13 protein-coding genes are annotated in these 14106 nt (G+C 51.3%); 7 read left to right on the top strand and 6 right to left on the bottom strand.

Annotated elements, in window-relative coordinates:
- The first annotated feature begins 32 nt into the window (after positions 1-32).
- From rsxC to FCL45_RS00825, 7 genes are all read left to right on the top strand, one after another.
- Positions 33-1352, top strand: coding sequence for an electron transport complex subunit RsxC (gene rsxC, locus FCL45_RS00855; protein ID WP_136795418.1), 1320 nt, complete (start codon positions 33-35; stop codon positions 1350-1352).
- Positions 1353-1490: 138 nt separating this feature from the next.
- The gene (locus FCL45_RS00850; RefSeq protein ID WP_136795417.1) at positions 1491-2537 is read left to right on the top strand and encodes an RnfABCDGE type electron transport complex subunit D; all 1047 of its coding nucleotides are present in this window, start codon (positions 1491-1493) and stop codon (positions 2535-2537) included.
- Positions 2534-3430, top strand: a complete 897-nt coding sequence (locus tag FCL45_RS00845; RefSeq protein ID WP_136795416.1) for an FMN-binding protein — start codon at positions 2534-2536, stop codon at positions 3428-3430. Before FCL45_RS00850 ends, FCL45_RS00845 begins: the two co-directional genes overlap by 4 nt.
- Before the next feature lie 20 nt (positions 3431-3450).
- Positions 3451-4071, top strand: coding sequence for an electron transport complex subunit RsxE (gene rsxE, locus FCL45_RS00840; RefSeq protein WP_136795415.1), 621 nt, complete (start codon positions 3451-3453; stop codon positions 4069-4071).
- The gene (locus FCL45_RS00835) at positions 4068-5006 is read left to right on the top strand and encodes an electron transport complex protein RnfA (RefSeq protein ID WP_136795414.1); all 939 of its coding nucleotides are present in this window, start codon (positions 4068-4070) and stop codon (positions 5004-5006) included. Before rsxE ends, FCL45_RS00835 begins: the two co-directional genes overlap by 4 nt.
- Before the next feature lie 45 nt (positions 5007-5051).
- The gene (gene rnfB / locus FCL45_RS00830) at positions 5052-5927 is read left to right on the top strand and encodes an RnfABCDGE type electron transport complex subunit B (RefSeq protein WP_136795413.1); all 876 of its coding nucleotides are present in this window, start codon (positions 5052-5054) and stop codon (positions 5925-5927) included.
- Between the two features lie 22 nt (positions 5928-5949).
- Positions 5950-6987, top strand: a complete 1038-nt coding sequence (locus tag FCL45_RS00825; RefSeq protein ID WP_136795412.1) for an FAD:protein FMN transferase — start codon at positions 5950-5952, stop codon at positions 6985-6987.
- Between the two features lie 295 nt (positions 6988-7282).
- On the opposite strand, the gene FCL45_RS00820 is transcribed toward FCL45_RS00825, so the two are convergent.
- The 6 genes from FCL45_RS00820 to asd form a co-directional block, all read right to left on the bottom strand.
- The gene (locus FCL45_RS00820; RefSeq protein ID WP_136795411.1) at positions 7283-8236 is read right to left on the bottom strand and encodes an aldo/keto reductase; all 954 of its coding nucleotides are present in this window, start codon (positions 8234-8236) and stop codon (positions 7283-7285) included.
- A 144-nt stretch (positions 8237-8380) separates the two neighbouring features.
- Positions 8381-9070 (bottom strand): aspartate/glutamate racemase family protein, encoded by a 690-nt coding sequence (locus FCL45_RS00815; RefSeq protein WP_136795410.1) that lies wholly within the window; start codon positions 9068-9070, stop codon positions 8381-8383.
- Positions 9071-9088: 18 nt separating this feature from the next.
- Positions 9089-10063, bottom strand: coding sequence for a DMT family transporter (locus FCL45_RS00810; RefSeq protein ID WP_136795409.1), 975 nt, complete (start codon positions 10061-10063; stop codon positions 9089-9091).
- A 347-nt stretch (positions 10064-10410) separates the two neighbouring features.
- Complete coding sequence (locus FCL45_RS00805; protein ID WP_136795408.1) at positions 10411-11799, bottom strand: ATP-binding cassette domain-containing protein; 1389 nt, start codon at positions 11797-11799, stop codon at positions 10411-10413.
- 423 nt (positions 11800-12222) lie between these two features.
- The gene (gene yciA, locus FCL45_RS00800) at positions 12223-12642 is read right to left on the bottom strand and encodes an acyl-CoA thioester hydrolase YciA (protein ID WP_136795407.1); all 420 of its coding nucleotides are present in this window, start codon (positions 12640-12642) and stop codon (positions 12223-12225) included.
- A 115-nt stretch (positions 12643-12757) separates the two neighbouring features.
- Positions 12758-13879, bottom strand: a complete 1122-nt coding sequence (asd, locus tag FCL45_RS00795; RefSeq protein ID WP_136795406.1) for an aspartate-semialdehyde dehydrogenase — start codon at positions 13877-13879, stop codon at positions 12758-12760.
- Positions 13880-14106 lie beyond the last annotated feature (227 nt).

Below are 14106 nucleotides of genomic sequence, written 5' to 3'. Positions count from 1 at the left end.
CTGCAGATTTTAGCTTTCAGTAAGTGGATAATATGAAATCATTACTGACGTTTTTACAAGGCGGAGTCCATCCGCCGGAAGCAAAAGGGCAGACTGCCGCTCTTCCTATTGAGCGAATGCCGGTCCCCGATGAGCTGGAGATTATTCTCGGTCAGCACATTGGTGCCCCGTGCGAGCCGACGGTTACGCGGCGTGAGGAAGTGGTCGAGGGAGGCCTTATTGGTGAGGTGAAAAAGGGCTTGGGAGTACCACTCCACTCACCGGTGGCGGGAACGATCAAGGCCATTGGCACTTCGGCGCATCCCATGCGTGTCTCAGCGCCTTCCGTGACTATCAAAGTTGATCACGAGGCAGCGCGTGCCGACTATCAGGCAGGTGACTGGCAGCAGCTGGCTGCAGATGAGCTTAAAAAGAAGGTGCATGAGGCAGGCATTATCGGTATTGGCGGCGCGGGTTTCCCGACCCATGTCAAGTTAAGTCCGCCCCGGGATGCCCAGATTGACCAGTTGCTGTTAAACGGTGCCGAGTGTGAGCCGTATATCACCGCGGATCATCGCCAGATGCTGGAGCACGCTTCGGAGGTGGTGGAAGGTGCCCGCATAATCATGAAGATCCTTGGTGTTACCAAGTGTCAGATCGGTATCGAGTCGAATAAACCCGATGCAATCGAGACCATGACCAGGGCTGCGGAGGCTGTCTCCAGCGCCGATTGTACGATTCAGGTGCAGGGGCTTGAGGTGAAATATCCGCAAGGTTCGGAAAAACAATTGATCCAGGCCTTAACCGGTAGAAAAGTCCCTTCCCAGTCACTGCCTTCGGCTGTGGGTGTGGTGGTACACAATGTGTCTACCGCAGCGGCGATTTACGACGCGGTAGCCTGCAGCAAACCGCTCTATGAGAAGGTGGTCACCATTGCCGGCAAGGGTATCAATAAGCCGGCCAACCTTTTGGTCAAGGTGGGCACCAAGGTGAGCGATATCGTTGACTACCTCGGCGGCGTAAAACCTGAGCTGACCAAGATTATCATGGGCGGTCCAATGATGGGTTTTGCGGTGTCAGACCTCAGTATCCCAATCACCAAGACTACCTCTTCAGTCCTGTTTCTCACAGAAGATGAAGTGGATACCAATCCCCATTCTGCGTGTATTCGTTGCGGCTGGTGTATTGATGCCTGCCCCATGGGATTGGAGCCGAAAGAAGTTGGGATCCATGTAGAAGCCAACCGCGCTGAGGATACCGCCAGGTTCGGAGTGTTCGACTGTTTTGAATGTGGCAGCTGTGCCTATGTCTGCCCGGCCAAGAGACCACTCGTGCAGTTTGTTCGACTGGCGAAAATGAAGGCCAAAAGATAGCCGGTGCAAAAGCAACCGGCCGAACGTGTCGTAGCGAGCTTTACTGACACCAAAAAATAATAAAAGTGCAGTCAAAAAAAGTTATTGAGTGGTCTGCATCGAGAGATAATAACCAGTTCAAGGAGAATCTTTAAAGACATGCAAGTGCCAGAAAACCAGTCATTACCAGCGCACAGGGAGTGGATAGTTTCGGTATCCCCCCACGTGAAAAGTAATGAGACGGTTGCCAAAATTATGTGGACCGTGGTGGCCTGCCTTATGCCGCCCCTGTTCCTGTCGGTCTTTATTTTCGGATTCCAGGTCCTGATCATCACCGCCGTATCTGTTGTCAGCTGTGTAGCGGTGGAATATGTAAGTCAGAAATCCCTGGGACGTCCAGTAACCATAACAGACGGAAGCGCGGTGCTCACCGGTGTGCTGCTCGCCTTCCTTATCCCGCCTGGTGTGTCCTACCTGCTGCCGGTGCTCGGCGCGGTAATGGCGATCTATATTGCCAAGCATCTTTTCGGTGGGATCGGTTTTAACATTTTCAACCCGGCGCTCATGGGGCGTGCCTTTCTGCTGGCGACCTTCCCGGTGGCGATGACCTCCGCCTGGCTGCCACCGGTCGAGGGATTGGCGATATTCAGTTATTTCGGTGCAGGTGTGGATGCGGTCTCCACCGCCACCCCGCTTGCCGTCATGAAAGAGCAGGGTATGGTCGCCTTTACCGAGATGTTTGGTTCCGGCGCATCCCTGTACACCTCGTTCTTTTTGGGCTGGCGCCCTGGCTGTATTGGCGAGACTTCAGGTTTTCTGCTGGTGTTGGGCGGGGCCTACCTGATCTATAAAAACTACATCACCTGGCATACCCCGGTGGCTGTGCTGGGAACAATCGCGACCCTTACCTGGATCTTTGGCGGTGAGAGCTATTTCGGTGGCGATCCACTGCTGGCTATACTCTCCGGTGGCGCGATTCTCGGCTCAATCTATATGGCCACCGACTACGTCACCTCACCAACCACCAAGACCGGCCAGCTTGTCTACGGCGTCGGTATCGGCGCCTTGACTGTGTTGATCAGGCTGAAAGGCGGGTATCCGGAAGGTATCTGTTACGCCATCCTGCTGATGAACCCGCTTGCCAGTGTTATCGACAACTTCTGCAAACCCAAGCGTTTTGCCGGCCCTGCGGGAGGTGACAAATGAACCAGATAATGAACATTACATTCCGACTGACGGTCTCCTGTCTGTTGGCAGCGGTGGTGATGGGTTCGACTTTTATCATTACCAACAAGGCCAAGACCCATAATGAGCACGTTCGTGAAGAAACGGTTCGATTCTCCTTACTCGGTTATAGTCACGAGACTCCACCGCCTGAATCGCTCGTCATGCATGAACTGTATCGTTATGTGGTGAAAGAGGCTGGTCAGCAATACATCGGTTACCTGTTGCCGGCGTCTCATGACGCTGCCGCACCCTTTGTTTTCGTGGTGCTGGATCTTGATGGCAAACTGGCCTTTCAGCAACCGGTAGAGCTTGCGGAAGAGAAAGCGATCTCTGCAAAAGACCGGGAGACAGCAATATTGGCGGCAATTGGCGGCGGCAAGGAGATTGTCTTTGCCGAGCAGGCGATTGTGGTGACCGACGACGGTCAGCGGGCTGCCTATCTGCTTGGTGGCAAATTCCCGGGCTTCAAGACCTTTATCCACGTGATGATGGCCCTTGATCCAAAGTACAGCATGCTGGGTTTCGAGGTCCTGGAGCATGAGGAAGATCCCGGTCTTGGTGCAGAGATCGAACAGGATTACTTCAAGAACCAGTTCGATGGTAAGACCTTTGAGATATTGAAGGGGTTGGAAGTTGTTAAAGAGCCACTGCCGGGCGAGTATCAGAAAGCCCTGGAAGGCAAGGTAGACGAGTCTGCGCAGATGGCAATGATGGAGAAGTACAGGGAACAGGATATTTATGCGCTCACGGGTGCGACCATCTCTACCAAAGCGGTAACCGATGGTCTGAAAGGTATAACCAAGAAGTTTGCATACCGCATCGATACCCTCGACTCCGTACTGAAAGAACAGCAGATTGCTGTTTCCTTCTAAACTTTAGCAGAGGTAGTAACGTGGCAAACGATAAGTCTATTTCACAATTGCTCGGTCGCGGTATCCTGAGTGAGAACCCGATATTCAAGCTGGCCTTGTCCATGTGTCCTGCTGTGGGTATCTCCACCAACGTCATGAACGGTATCATGCTGGGTATTGCCGTATTTTTCGTACAGGTGTTCTCCAGTGTGACGATATCGCTTTTTAAGGATGTAATTCATCCCCGTATTCGTATTCCTACCTACACACTGACCATCGCCACCTGGGTTACCGTAATTGACCTGGTGCTGGCGGCGTATATGCCAGACGCCTACGCCAAGATGGGAATTTTTGTAAAACTGATCGTGGCCTTTGCCATCATCACCATGCGTCTTGAGATGTTTGCCTGTAAAGAAAAGGTGAGCGACTCGTTCTGGGATGCGGTCGGTATGGGGCTTGGTTTTATGGTTGGTATGGTCGTCATCGGTGCTTTCCGTGAACTGTTTGGTTCCGGCATGATTCTCGGCTATGACGTTCTCGGCTTCAAACCGCTCTTGTTTTTCATCCTGCCAAGTGCCGGTTTCTTTGTGGTCGGGCTCATGATGGCTTTCTTCAATTGGGTGGAAGTGGTCTACAAGCGTAAGAAAGGAGTAACCTCATGATAAAGAAACACCTGAGTAAAATACTCTGCTTTACCCTGGTGGCGCTCCTTCTGCCTGCCTGGTTGCAGGCTGCAGATTTTGTGAGCGGCAAGAAGTTTGGTGATGACAACGAAATCATCGTCACCTTTGCCGGTGCAGCAGATGCCGGTGCTGGTGACATAAATAACTATGTGGTATACGAAGAGCCGGACCCCGATATCAGGTTGCAGCTTGTTGCGGCGGATGTGGCAGCAAACGGCAAGTCAGTATCCCTGAAATTTGCAGATCCACTGAACACCACCGAAACCCACGTGGTCGAGGCACGAAACCTGAAGGGTGACGCCATAATCGACTTCACGGTATCCAAGTCTTATCTTGGCTATCTGTTCTCGATCATGATTTCGGCGTTGTTGATCCAGAACTTTGTTTTTACCAAGTACCTTGGTCTCTGTGTGTTTTTCGGAACGGCAAAACGTAAGGCTACCGCTAAAGGCATGGGTGTGGTGTTCACCATCGTTATGGTGATCTCGGCTTCCATGGCATGGTTCCTTTATCAGTTTGTGCTGGTGCCGTATAATCTCGGCTTTCTGCAGATCGTTATCTTCATCGGCCTCACTTCACTGACGGTACAGGCCGTGGATACCATTCTCAGAAAGGTGAACCCGGTACTGTTTAACTCATTCGGTGTCTATCTGGTCCTGGTTATTGCCAACTGTATTGTAATTGCGGTGCCACTCATCCTGGCTGACAACAATTACAACTACTTTGAGACCCTGATGCTGTCGCTGGGTGCCGGTGGCGGCTTCCTGCTGGCTCTGTATCTCATGAGTTCTGTCAGTGAACGGTTGGAGCTCGCAAACATTCCGCCAACTTTCAAGGGGCTGCCCATGGCCTTTATCGTTGCCGGTCAGTTTGCCATGGCTTTTCTGGGATTCTCAGGTCTGCAGCTGTTCTAGGACAGAGGATGTTAACTATTAACGGATGAATATGAGAGTAGTGATATGGATCCGGCATTAATAAAAATAGCGTTAGGTGGAGTGGTTCTGCTTGGCTGTATCGGTCTGTTTTTCGGGATAGGCCTGGCCATTGCGGCCCATAAATTTGCGGTTGAGGTCAACCCGCTCATCGAAGAGGTGACGGAGTCCCTGCCCATGGCTCAATGCGGTGGTTGCGGTTATCCGGGTTGCGAGGGATATGCCATCGCAGTGGTTAACGACCCCGACGTACCTCCCAATCTTTGTTTCCCTGGTAAAGAGGCTGTTGCCAACAGGGTTGCCGAACTCACCGGTAAAAAAATGGCTGCCGTGGAAGACCAGATGGCGGTGGTGCGTTGCTCCCGCGTCGAAGGTCGCGTCAGCCACAAACATGAGTATATCGGCTTTGCCTCCTGCACGGCTGCCAACCTCGGCTTCGGCGGGCCTTCCAAGTGCCAGTATGCCTGTATCGGTCTTGGTGAGTGCAAAGCGGTTTGCCCGTTCGATGCCATTGAAATGGTAGAGAACTTTCCGGTTATCAACCCGGATAAGTGCGTAAGCTGTGGGGCTTGCGTCAAGATATGCCCGAAAAGTATCATCGAGCTGCAAACCCTGAAGGCCCGTGTCTGGGTACCTTGTTCAACCAAAGATCTTGGCAAATTGGTAAAATCCGTTTGCGAAGTGGGCTGCATCGGGTGTAAGCTCTGTGTCAAAGCGTGCCCGGCGGATGCCGTCAGCTATGAAGACAATAAGATCAAGATCGACCATAAAGCATGTATCGACTATGGGCCCAGTTGTGAAGAGGCTTGTGTTGCCAAGTGCCCTCGTGATATTTTCAGAATGTATGACGGTCGTCAGGTTATAACCAGAGACGTCGCAGATGGCCTGAAAATGGCCGGATAATATGAAAGGATTGGATACTGATATGAAAACTGCCGAAAATGTTGTTGATCAGAAGAGAAGATCGTTCTTGAAGCTGTCCGGTTTGCTTGGGCTTGGCGCGGCCTCTGTGGCCTTGTTGCCGGCGGAAAAGGCTGAGGCATTTCTTTTCAACAAAAAAGAGTACAAGGTAACCGCTACCAGGTTGTCCATGGGGACCTATGTGGCAATGACTGCCATCCACCCATCCCGCGATGAGGCGGAGAATGCAATCGGTCGTGCTTTTGAAGAGATAGACCGTCTCAACTCCATGCTGACCCGTTTCGAGTCCAGCTCCCCGGTCAGCGAACTGAACGGGGTTGGCAGAATCGTTGCTCCACCGAAAGAGATGCAGGAACTGGTGGCGCGCTCAATGTATTACAACCGTGAGACTGCCGGTGCTTTTGATATCACCGTCAAGCCGCTGATCGACCTGTATAACGAGTCGTTCGCTGCCGGCAAGGAGCCGGTAGAGCGTGAGGTGAATGAGCTGCTGGCGACCATAGGTACCGACAAGATCAAGGTACAGGGCGGCGATATCCTCTTTTCCCACAGCGATATGGGTATTACCCTCGATGGTATTGCCAAAGGATTCATTGTTGACCGGGCTTCAGAGGTTCTCGCCAAGCATGGCATCACCAATCACCTGATCAATGCAGGTGGTGATATCCGCACCAGCGGTACTGCTGCCAAGGGCCGGGCCTGGACTGTGGCAATTCAGGACCCGAAAAAGTCGAAGCAATATCCTGATGTAATCACCATGAAAGACGGAGCCATTGCCACTTCCGGTAATTATGAGGTGTTCTACGACAGGGAGAAGGTTTTCCACCACATCGTCGATTCCAAGACCGGCCATTCGCCACAATTGTCCACTAGCGTTACCGTAATGGCTTCCACCGTTATGGACGCCGATGCCCTCAGTACCTCTGTCTTTGTTATGGAGCCGGTGGATGGCGTGAAGTTCATCAACTCACAGCCTGATACCGAGTGCTTTGTGATCGACAGAAGTGGGAAGGCCACGCACTCCGCTGGTTGGCAGGTGTAAGTATTGTGGATCTTCGAGGGTGGTGTCAATCCATCTGACGCTATCTTCTTCAGTGTTTCATCAATACGCATAGAACAACTATAGCGTATTGATGAAAACTTCGAACCTGACGCCACCTGAATTGACTGAGGTAGGCGGAGGGACTAAGGGCTGAAGAAATGATATGGAAAAATCCCGGTACCGGAATGGTATCGGGATTTTTTTATTGCTTTGAGTTCCGGGAAGGTTACGCTTTCCCACGTCCCACGTCCCACGTCCCACGTCCCACGTCCCACGTCCCACGTCCCACGTGCAGTTACTCATCCCAGATATTGGCAATGGTATAGGGGCTTCCTTCCGGTGCCCAGAATTCTCCAGTCACATAGCGTCGGTGGCGATCGATTGTGTCGATTTCCCTGTACTCCTCTTCGCTCAGATTCAGATCTGCAGCTTCGAGATTCTGCTGGATACGGGAGGGTGTCACAGATTTGGGGATCACCACAGTACCGCGATTGACGGCCCAGTTGATCAGTACTTGTGCAGTGCTCACATTATGAGCTTCAGCAATCTTTTGGACAACCGGCTCTTCAAGCAACAGCGGTTCATCGGCAGCTTTTAAGTCGGCAGGTCGATCGGGAGACCCGAGGGGAGAGTAGGCGGTGAGCAGGATATCGTTTGTGTTACAGAACTCGATCATCTTCGGTTGCTGTAAATACGGGTGCATCTCAATTTGATTCATTTCAGGAGCTATTTGTGAATTTTCACTAAGTTCCTGGAGCTTTTTGATGCTGAAATTACTCACCCCGATATGGCGAACCAGCCCCTGGGCGACAAGATCCTCCATTGCCTCCCAGGTCTGAGCGATAGGTAATTCCTTATAGGGGATAAACTGGTCGGTTGAGCTTGGGAAAACAACTTCCGGCACAAAATGTACCGGCCAGTGGATTAGGAAAAGGTCAAGATATTCAAGTTGGAGATCGGCGAGGGTTTTTTCAAGGGCAGGTTGCACCATCTCCGGCGCATGGGCATTGCACCAGAGTTTTGAGGTTATAAATATTTCCTCTCGTTTGAGAATCCCAGAAGAAAAACTCTCACCGAAGGCTTGGCCTATTTCTGTTTCATTGCCATAAATTGGCGCACAATCAATATGTTTGTAGCCAATATCAAGAGCTGTTTTAACCGCCTCGTATACTTTTCCGGTAGCTGATTTCCAGGTTCCCAGGCCAAGAGCCGGGATGGTGTCGTTATTTCTGAAACGAAAAGTATGCATCGTCGTTCTCCTTATGATGAGTTTGTCAGTGCATGGAGCACAAACATAGATGAGAGACAATAAATCGTCACACGGGGAGTGTCAGCATAATATCTTGTAATATATGAATATATTCAGTCATGTTTGGTTTGTGGCTGACCGGGATTACGTCAAGGCAAGTTTCACGGCTTCGGCTGCATGAATTTCCGTAGTATTGAACAGTGGCACCTGGGCATGCGTCTGGTTCACGAGCATGCAGATTTCAGTACAACCAAGAATAATACCCTCGGCCCCCTGCTTAATCATTGAATCCATAATCTCCAGATAGCTCTGGCGCGAACTGTTGCGCACCACCCCTTTGCACAGCTCATCAAATATGATGTCATGGACACGCTGCATCCCCCGGTCATCAGGGATAATGACTTCGAGTCCCTGTTGCTTGAGCCGACCTTTGTAAAATTCCTGTTCCATGGTGAATCGGGTACCGAGCAGGCCGACTTTTCTTTTACCATCTTGTTTGATTGCTGAAGCGGTGGCGTCTGCAAGGTGCAGCATGGGGATGGTTATAGCCCCTTCAATTGCACCGGCAACCTTGTGCATGGTGTTGGTGCAGAGCAGCAGGAAATCCGCTCCACCTGATTCAACCTTCCTGGCCTGTTCGGCAAGCAACTCACCTGCTTTTTGCCATTCTCCAGCGAACTGGAGCTGTTCTATCTCATGGAAATCAACGCTGACCATACAGATTTTGGCAGAATGCAGCCCGCCAAGTTGGTTGCGTACCAATTCATTGATCATCTTATAGTACAGAGAGGTCGATTGCCAACTCATGCCACCCAGTAAGCCAACAGTTTTCATGGTACTCACGATATTGTTTTATTTTGCAGGATTGCGTAATGGCTCTCTTTTGCAGCTGATGCCCTCTTTGTGAACCGTTTCATTTCTGGTTGTAAGGTTCGTGGTATCAGTCGTTTTAGCCATTTTTTTACGTTGGAGCATCAACAGGTTTCCCGAGAGAATGAGGGTTACTCCACAGATGGAGGAAGAGCTCCACTGATAATTTTCCCAGATGGTCGAGATTACCAGTGCCACGATCGGGAAGAGCAGAGTGGAATAGGCGGCCCGGTCGGCACCAATATTACCAATTAACGTGAGATAACAACCAAAAGCAATGATTGAGCCGAATACAGCAAGATAGGCAAGTGATCCCAAATAAGCAAAACTGGTGTCGATTTGCATATTTTTACCTGCAATAAGTGCAAATCCGAGCATGAGCAATGCGCCATATCCCATACCGTAAGCATTGGTCTGGACAACGGGTAAGGCGTTCTTCTGGTTGCGGGCAGAGAGAATATTGCCGAGAGAGGCGAGATAGGTGGCTGCGATACAAAAGAGGACTCCCCGCAATCCGTGATTGTCTATAGTGAATGTAGCGATTTCAGGGCGGAATACCAAAACGATGCCGGCCAGGCCGAGAATACCGCCGCAAACAACCTTCATGTCTATGGGCGAGCGGAGGAAGATGGCTCCGTTCACCATGTTCATTAAGAGAATGGTGGAAAAAATGACAGCCGCCAGGCCGCTGGCAACGTAGAGCTCAGCAATATAAAACAGCAGGTAGTTCACTGCGAAAAGGAAGGTCCCCTGCATGGCGATAAAGAGATGCTGGGTTGACGTGAAACGCATGGGCAGTCTCCTGAAGTGGCACCAGAGCATGAGCAGCAGCGCTGCCAGGGCAAAACGGTAGCCAACTGAGACCATCGGCTCAACAACACCGAGCTGAAACTTTATGCCGATCCAGGTTGAGCCCCAGATAAGAACCGTCGCGGTGTAAAACAAAAAATTCTTCATAGGCTTCCTCTAAAATGAACAGCGTGAAAATATATAACGCACGACATGGGAATGGTACATGTCGTGTAGAAAGTTGGAAACAGTTGAATCAGTCCAAATGATGCGAAAACTATATCCGGCAGCGAGGGAAAGTAACAGATGCAGCCACAATGAATTTCAACCGGTACAGATGGCTGTGGTGCTGAAAGGGAAGTGTTTGCCAGATTCCTGATGACCGGTGGCTATTATAGCGTTTGTAAGATAACTTTTTGAAAGTGTGAGGCAATAATGTGGCCGGGAATATGGCCCGACAAGGTACGTCACTGGTTGACGAGGTGCCGGGCCGGCAGAGCTGCTGCGGGGATGAATCACGATGAACCAAGCCGCAGGTGGTGTTTGAAGAATCCCCGGTACTCGTCCTGTCGATGGCTGACATAGAGAATGGTAGTCAGTTTACCCGAACTGATTGATTCGAGAAAATCGAGTAACGACCTGCGTGAAGGGCTGTCCAGTCCCTGGGTCGGCTCATCGAGGATCAACAGGGGCGGTCGTTTTATCAGCCCACGGGCTATGAGCACCAGTCGCTGTTCCCCATAGGAGAGTTTGCGGAATGGTCTATTGGCCTCGTCGGCCATGTTGATGGCGGCCAGCCATGATAGCGCCTCTTTTTCCTGTGCCGCGCTTACCTTGGAGTAGAGGCCGATGGAGTCAAAGAGACCGGAAAGCACAACGTGGAGAGCGCTGCCGGGTACCCGGTAATTGCGGTGGATATCTGGGGAGACGATGCCCATGTGCTTTTTTACTTCCCAGATTGATTCACCACGACCTCTTCTTTTGCCGAACATATACAGTTCATTGGCATAGCACTTGGAATTATCACCGGTGATGATCTGCAAAAGTGTGGACTTGCCGCAGCCGTTTGGCCCGGTGATCAGGGTGTGGTCTCCCCTGTTGATAGTCAGCTGGAGGCTGGAGAAGACAGGGTAGTCGCCATACTTGGCAAAACCATCTTTGAGCGTAACCAGTTGGTGTTGTTCCAGATCCAGGCCCTGTTCGGTACTTTCGGCACCATTGTAAAAGACATTCTCAAAGAGAGCCTTGCTTTGGCTGTGCAGGGTTTGGGCTTCGCCAAGGAGCGAGTCTCGACTGCCCTGACGTACCAGCATGCTGTCGGCGAAGAGGGCAAGGTGGTCACACCAGTCTGGAATGTCTTCAAAATTTCGAACCAGCACCAGTAGCCTCAGTTGCTCTTTCGGTAATTCCCTGAAGACACGATCAAGATCTTCACAGGCGACAGGATCAAGACCGTCATAGGGAGAGTCGAGGATGATATTTTGTGCACCCTCCAGAATTGCCTGCAGGATAAGCAGTTTTCTACTTTGGCCGGAACTGAGCTGGCGATAGCCCTTGGCAAGTGATGCTCGAAGATCGAAAAGGTCAATCAGTGGGTCGGACAGTGAATCTTCAGGCAGAAAGTCGCTGGCCGGAGTGCCGATATCGGGCTTGTCCATGAAATCACTGTTATCATTTCGTATCTCTTCTTCGAAAATCTCCTGTTGGATACCGAATGAGATGATGGCTGGTGGTTGGTCAAACGTAATAGAGTCAGAAAAATCTCCAACGAGTTCTCCTTCTAAAAGTGCGAGAAATTCGTTGATGCCTGAGCGTCCGGTGCCGTAGCCGCACCAGATCTCACCGGGGGAGGTGGTGAAGTTTTCTACCTTTAGTCGCGGGTGGTGAAGTTGTGAAATTCGCATTGGGTTGTAAATGTGAGTAAAAAGCTGTAGGGAAGGGGAGAAAGTTGGGGCAGGAAAATGCTGGGTACACGGTATGAGACGTATTGTCCCGCGCCTGATATTCCACTGCCGTACACGTTAGAGGCCCATGATACCACATCTGTTCAATAGAAATCATGGGAAATGAATCAGTTGAAATGCCGGTGGGTAATCCTGCGCACAATGTAATCGGTGTGGCTCATCGGTATGATCCGGGCTGTCCCGGCAAAGGCGGTACAATGGAGCATTTTTGCAAAATGCCGTACTGCCTGAAAAGAGCATCCGTACCAATCACGACTGCTTGCGACTGAAAACTAAAGGCCAGACCAATTTATGGGAAAACAGCAATGAGAGTCGGCAGAAAGATCTGTTGCTGAAGAGCGAGCGCCGGTCTCAGGAGTTAACTCAGGAGATGGGGCATATTGAATCCTTGATCGGCCGTTTGTTGCCTTTTTCGTCGACAGACACATACGTAAAGGCTGCCCTGGTCACCTTGTAGTGGTTATCTCTGCCGCCTTCAGCCCCGGAAACCCTGCGAACCCATACTTCCAGGTCAATGGTGATAGAGGTGTTGCCGACCTGGATGATCTTGCCGTAGCAGCAGACCACATCACCAACGTAAACCGGCTTGATGAAATGGATAGACTCCACGGCCACGGTTACCACTCTTCCCTGGGCCACCTGTTTGGCAAGGATTCCTCCAGCCATATCCATCTGCGACATGATCCAGCCGCCGAAGATATCTCCGCTGGGGTTGGTATCGGCAGGCATGGCGAGTGTCCTGAGCAGCATATCCCCTGAGGGTTGTTCAATTGTTTCTGTCATGTGTCTAGTGTAACCAATAGTTCACGGATGTGCAGAGTAAGCAGTGCTGAATGAGGCGTTGCAACGGTGAAAGGCCATAGCTGCCAAACCGATGCAACGCCTGTCTGAGAGATGTCTATTTCGTGAGACTCGGCAGAATGATGTTCAGCACTCGTCTGAGCGGTTCCGCTGCTCCCCAGAGCAACTGATCGCCCACGGAGAAGGCGGTAAGGTACTCTTCACCGAGGTTCATCTTGCGGATACGGCCCACAGGCACTGTCAGGGTGCCGGAGGTTTTTTGCGGAGTCAGCTCCTGAGTTGTGATCTCACGCTCGTTCGGAATCACCTTGACCCATTCATTATGGTTGCCGATGATTTTCTCAATCTCTTCAATGGGCAGGTTTTTCCTGAGCTTAATGGTGAACGCCTGGGAGTGACAACGCATGGCGCCGATACGTACGCACTGACCGTCAACGGGAATTACGGAATCACCGGTATACCCGAGAATCTTGTTAGTCTCGGCAATACCTTTCCACTCTTCACGGGTTTGACCGTTTTCCATTGCTCTGTCGATCCAGGGAATGAGGCTGGCCGCCAGGGGAACACCCCAGTTGTCAGTGGAAAGGCTCGGGTCGTTCAGTTTGGCGGTAAGCTTTGAATCGATATCGAGAATGGCGGAAGCCGGGTCGGCGAGCAGGTCGCTAACCTCGTCTTCCAGCTGACCCATCTGGGTGATAAGCTCCCGCATGTTCTTGGCCCCGGCACCGCTTGCGGCCTGGTAGGTCATGGAAGAAATCCATTCCACCAGATCTTCTTCAAAGAGTCCTCCGAGAGCCATCATCATTAAGGATACGGTGCAGTTACCGCCAATATAATTTTTAACACCGCTCTTCAGCCCCTGGTCAATAACCGAACGGTTGACCGGATCCAGCACGATGATTGCATCATCAGCCATACGCAGGGTGGAGGCGGCATCGATCCAGTACCCATCCCATTGCTGGCGCAGTTTTTCGTAAACAGCCGTCGTGTAGCCACCACCCTGGCAGGAAAGGATGATGTCCATTTCCGCCAGGCGGTCAATATTCATGGCATCTTCGAGGGGTTTTGCGCCAAAACCGACATCAGGACCAGCTTGACCGGCTTGTGAGGTGGTAAAAAATACCGGCTCATATCCCTGAAAATCGTTCTCTGCACGCATCCGATCCATAAGAACGGATCCAACCATTCCGCGCCATCCAATAAAACCTACCTTGAGCATCTTCGACTCCGTTGTTGAATTCTCTTTTGAAAAGAAAGTATTAGTTTGAAATGATTACCGGTTGCCTGGTCTGCTCGTTGCCTGGGTATAATAAGGGGGAAAATAGTGATGCACGATCACGTTGTACCTGAAAGCTGCACCGATAGGGTGGCTCGCCATGAGGGCAGGTACCGGGAAGGGTATTGGTGATGTGCCAGGGGCGGCACATGCGAAAGGCTACAGCAGAG

Source organism: Desulfosediminicola ganghwensis (assembly GCF_005116675.2).
In the GTDB taxonomy this organism is placed as follows: domain Bacteria; phylum Desulfobacterota; class Desulfobulbia; order Desulfobulbales; family Desulfocapsaceae; genus Desulfopila; species Desulfopila ganghwensis.
This window is presented reverse-complemented; position numbering and strand designations above follow the sequence as displayed.

What these genes read in the sequence shown, in the direction of transcription:
- FCL45_RS00805 (WP_136795408.1), bottom strand. Translation starts at nt 11,799, where the DNA reads ATGCGAATTTCACAACTTCACCACCCGCGACTAAAGGTAGAAAACTTC.
- FCL45_RS00820 (WP_136795411.1), bottom strand. Translation starts at nt 8,236, where the DNA reads ATGCATACTTTTCGTTTCAGAAATAACGACACCATCCCGGCTCTTGGC.
- rsxC (WP_136795418.1), top strand. Translation starts at nt 33, where the DNA reads ATGAAATCATTACTGACGTTTTTACAAGGCGGAGTCCATCCGCCGGAA.
- FCL45_RS00850 (WP_136795417.1), top strand. Translation starts at nt 1,491, where the DNA reads ATGCAAGTGCCAGAAAACCAGTCATTACCAGCGCACAGGGAGTGGATA.
- FCL45_RS00815 (WP_136795410.1), bottom strand. Translation starts at nt 9,070, where the DNA reads ATGAAAACTGTTGGCTTACTGGGTGGCATGAGTTGGCAATCGACCTCT.
- FCL45_RS00810 (WP_136795409.1), bottom strand. Translation starts at nt 10,063, where the DNA reads ATGAAGAATTTTTTGTTTTACACCGCGACGGTTCTTATCTGGGGCTCA.
- FCL45_RS00845 (WP_136795416.1), top strand. Translation starts at nt 2,534, where the DNA reads ATGAACCAGATAATGAACATTACATTCCGACTGACGGTCTCCTGTCTG.
- asd (WP_136795406.1), bottom strand. Translation starts at nt 13,879, where the DNA reads ATGCTCAAGGTAGGTTTTATTGGATGGCGCGGAATGGTTGGATCCGTT.
- yciA (WP_136795407.1), bottom strand. Translation starts at nt 12,642, where the DNA reads ATGACAGAAACAATTGAACAACCCTCAGGGGATATGCTGCTCAGGACA.
- FCL45_RS00835 (WP_136795414.1), top strand. Translation starts at nt 4,068, where the DNA reads ATGATAAAGAAACACCTGAGTAAAATACTCTGCTTTACCCTGGTGGCG.
- FCL45_RS00825 (WP_136795412.1), top strand. Translation starts at nt 5,950, where the DNA reads ATGAAAACTGCCGAAAATGTTGTTGATCAGAAGAGAAGATCGTTCTTG.
- rnfB (WP_136795413.1), top strand. Translation starts at nt 5,052, where the DNA reads ATGGATCCGGCATTAATAAAAATAGCGTTAGGTGGAGTGGTTCTGCTT.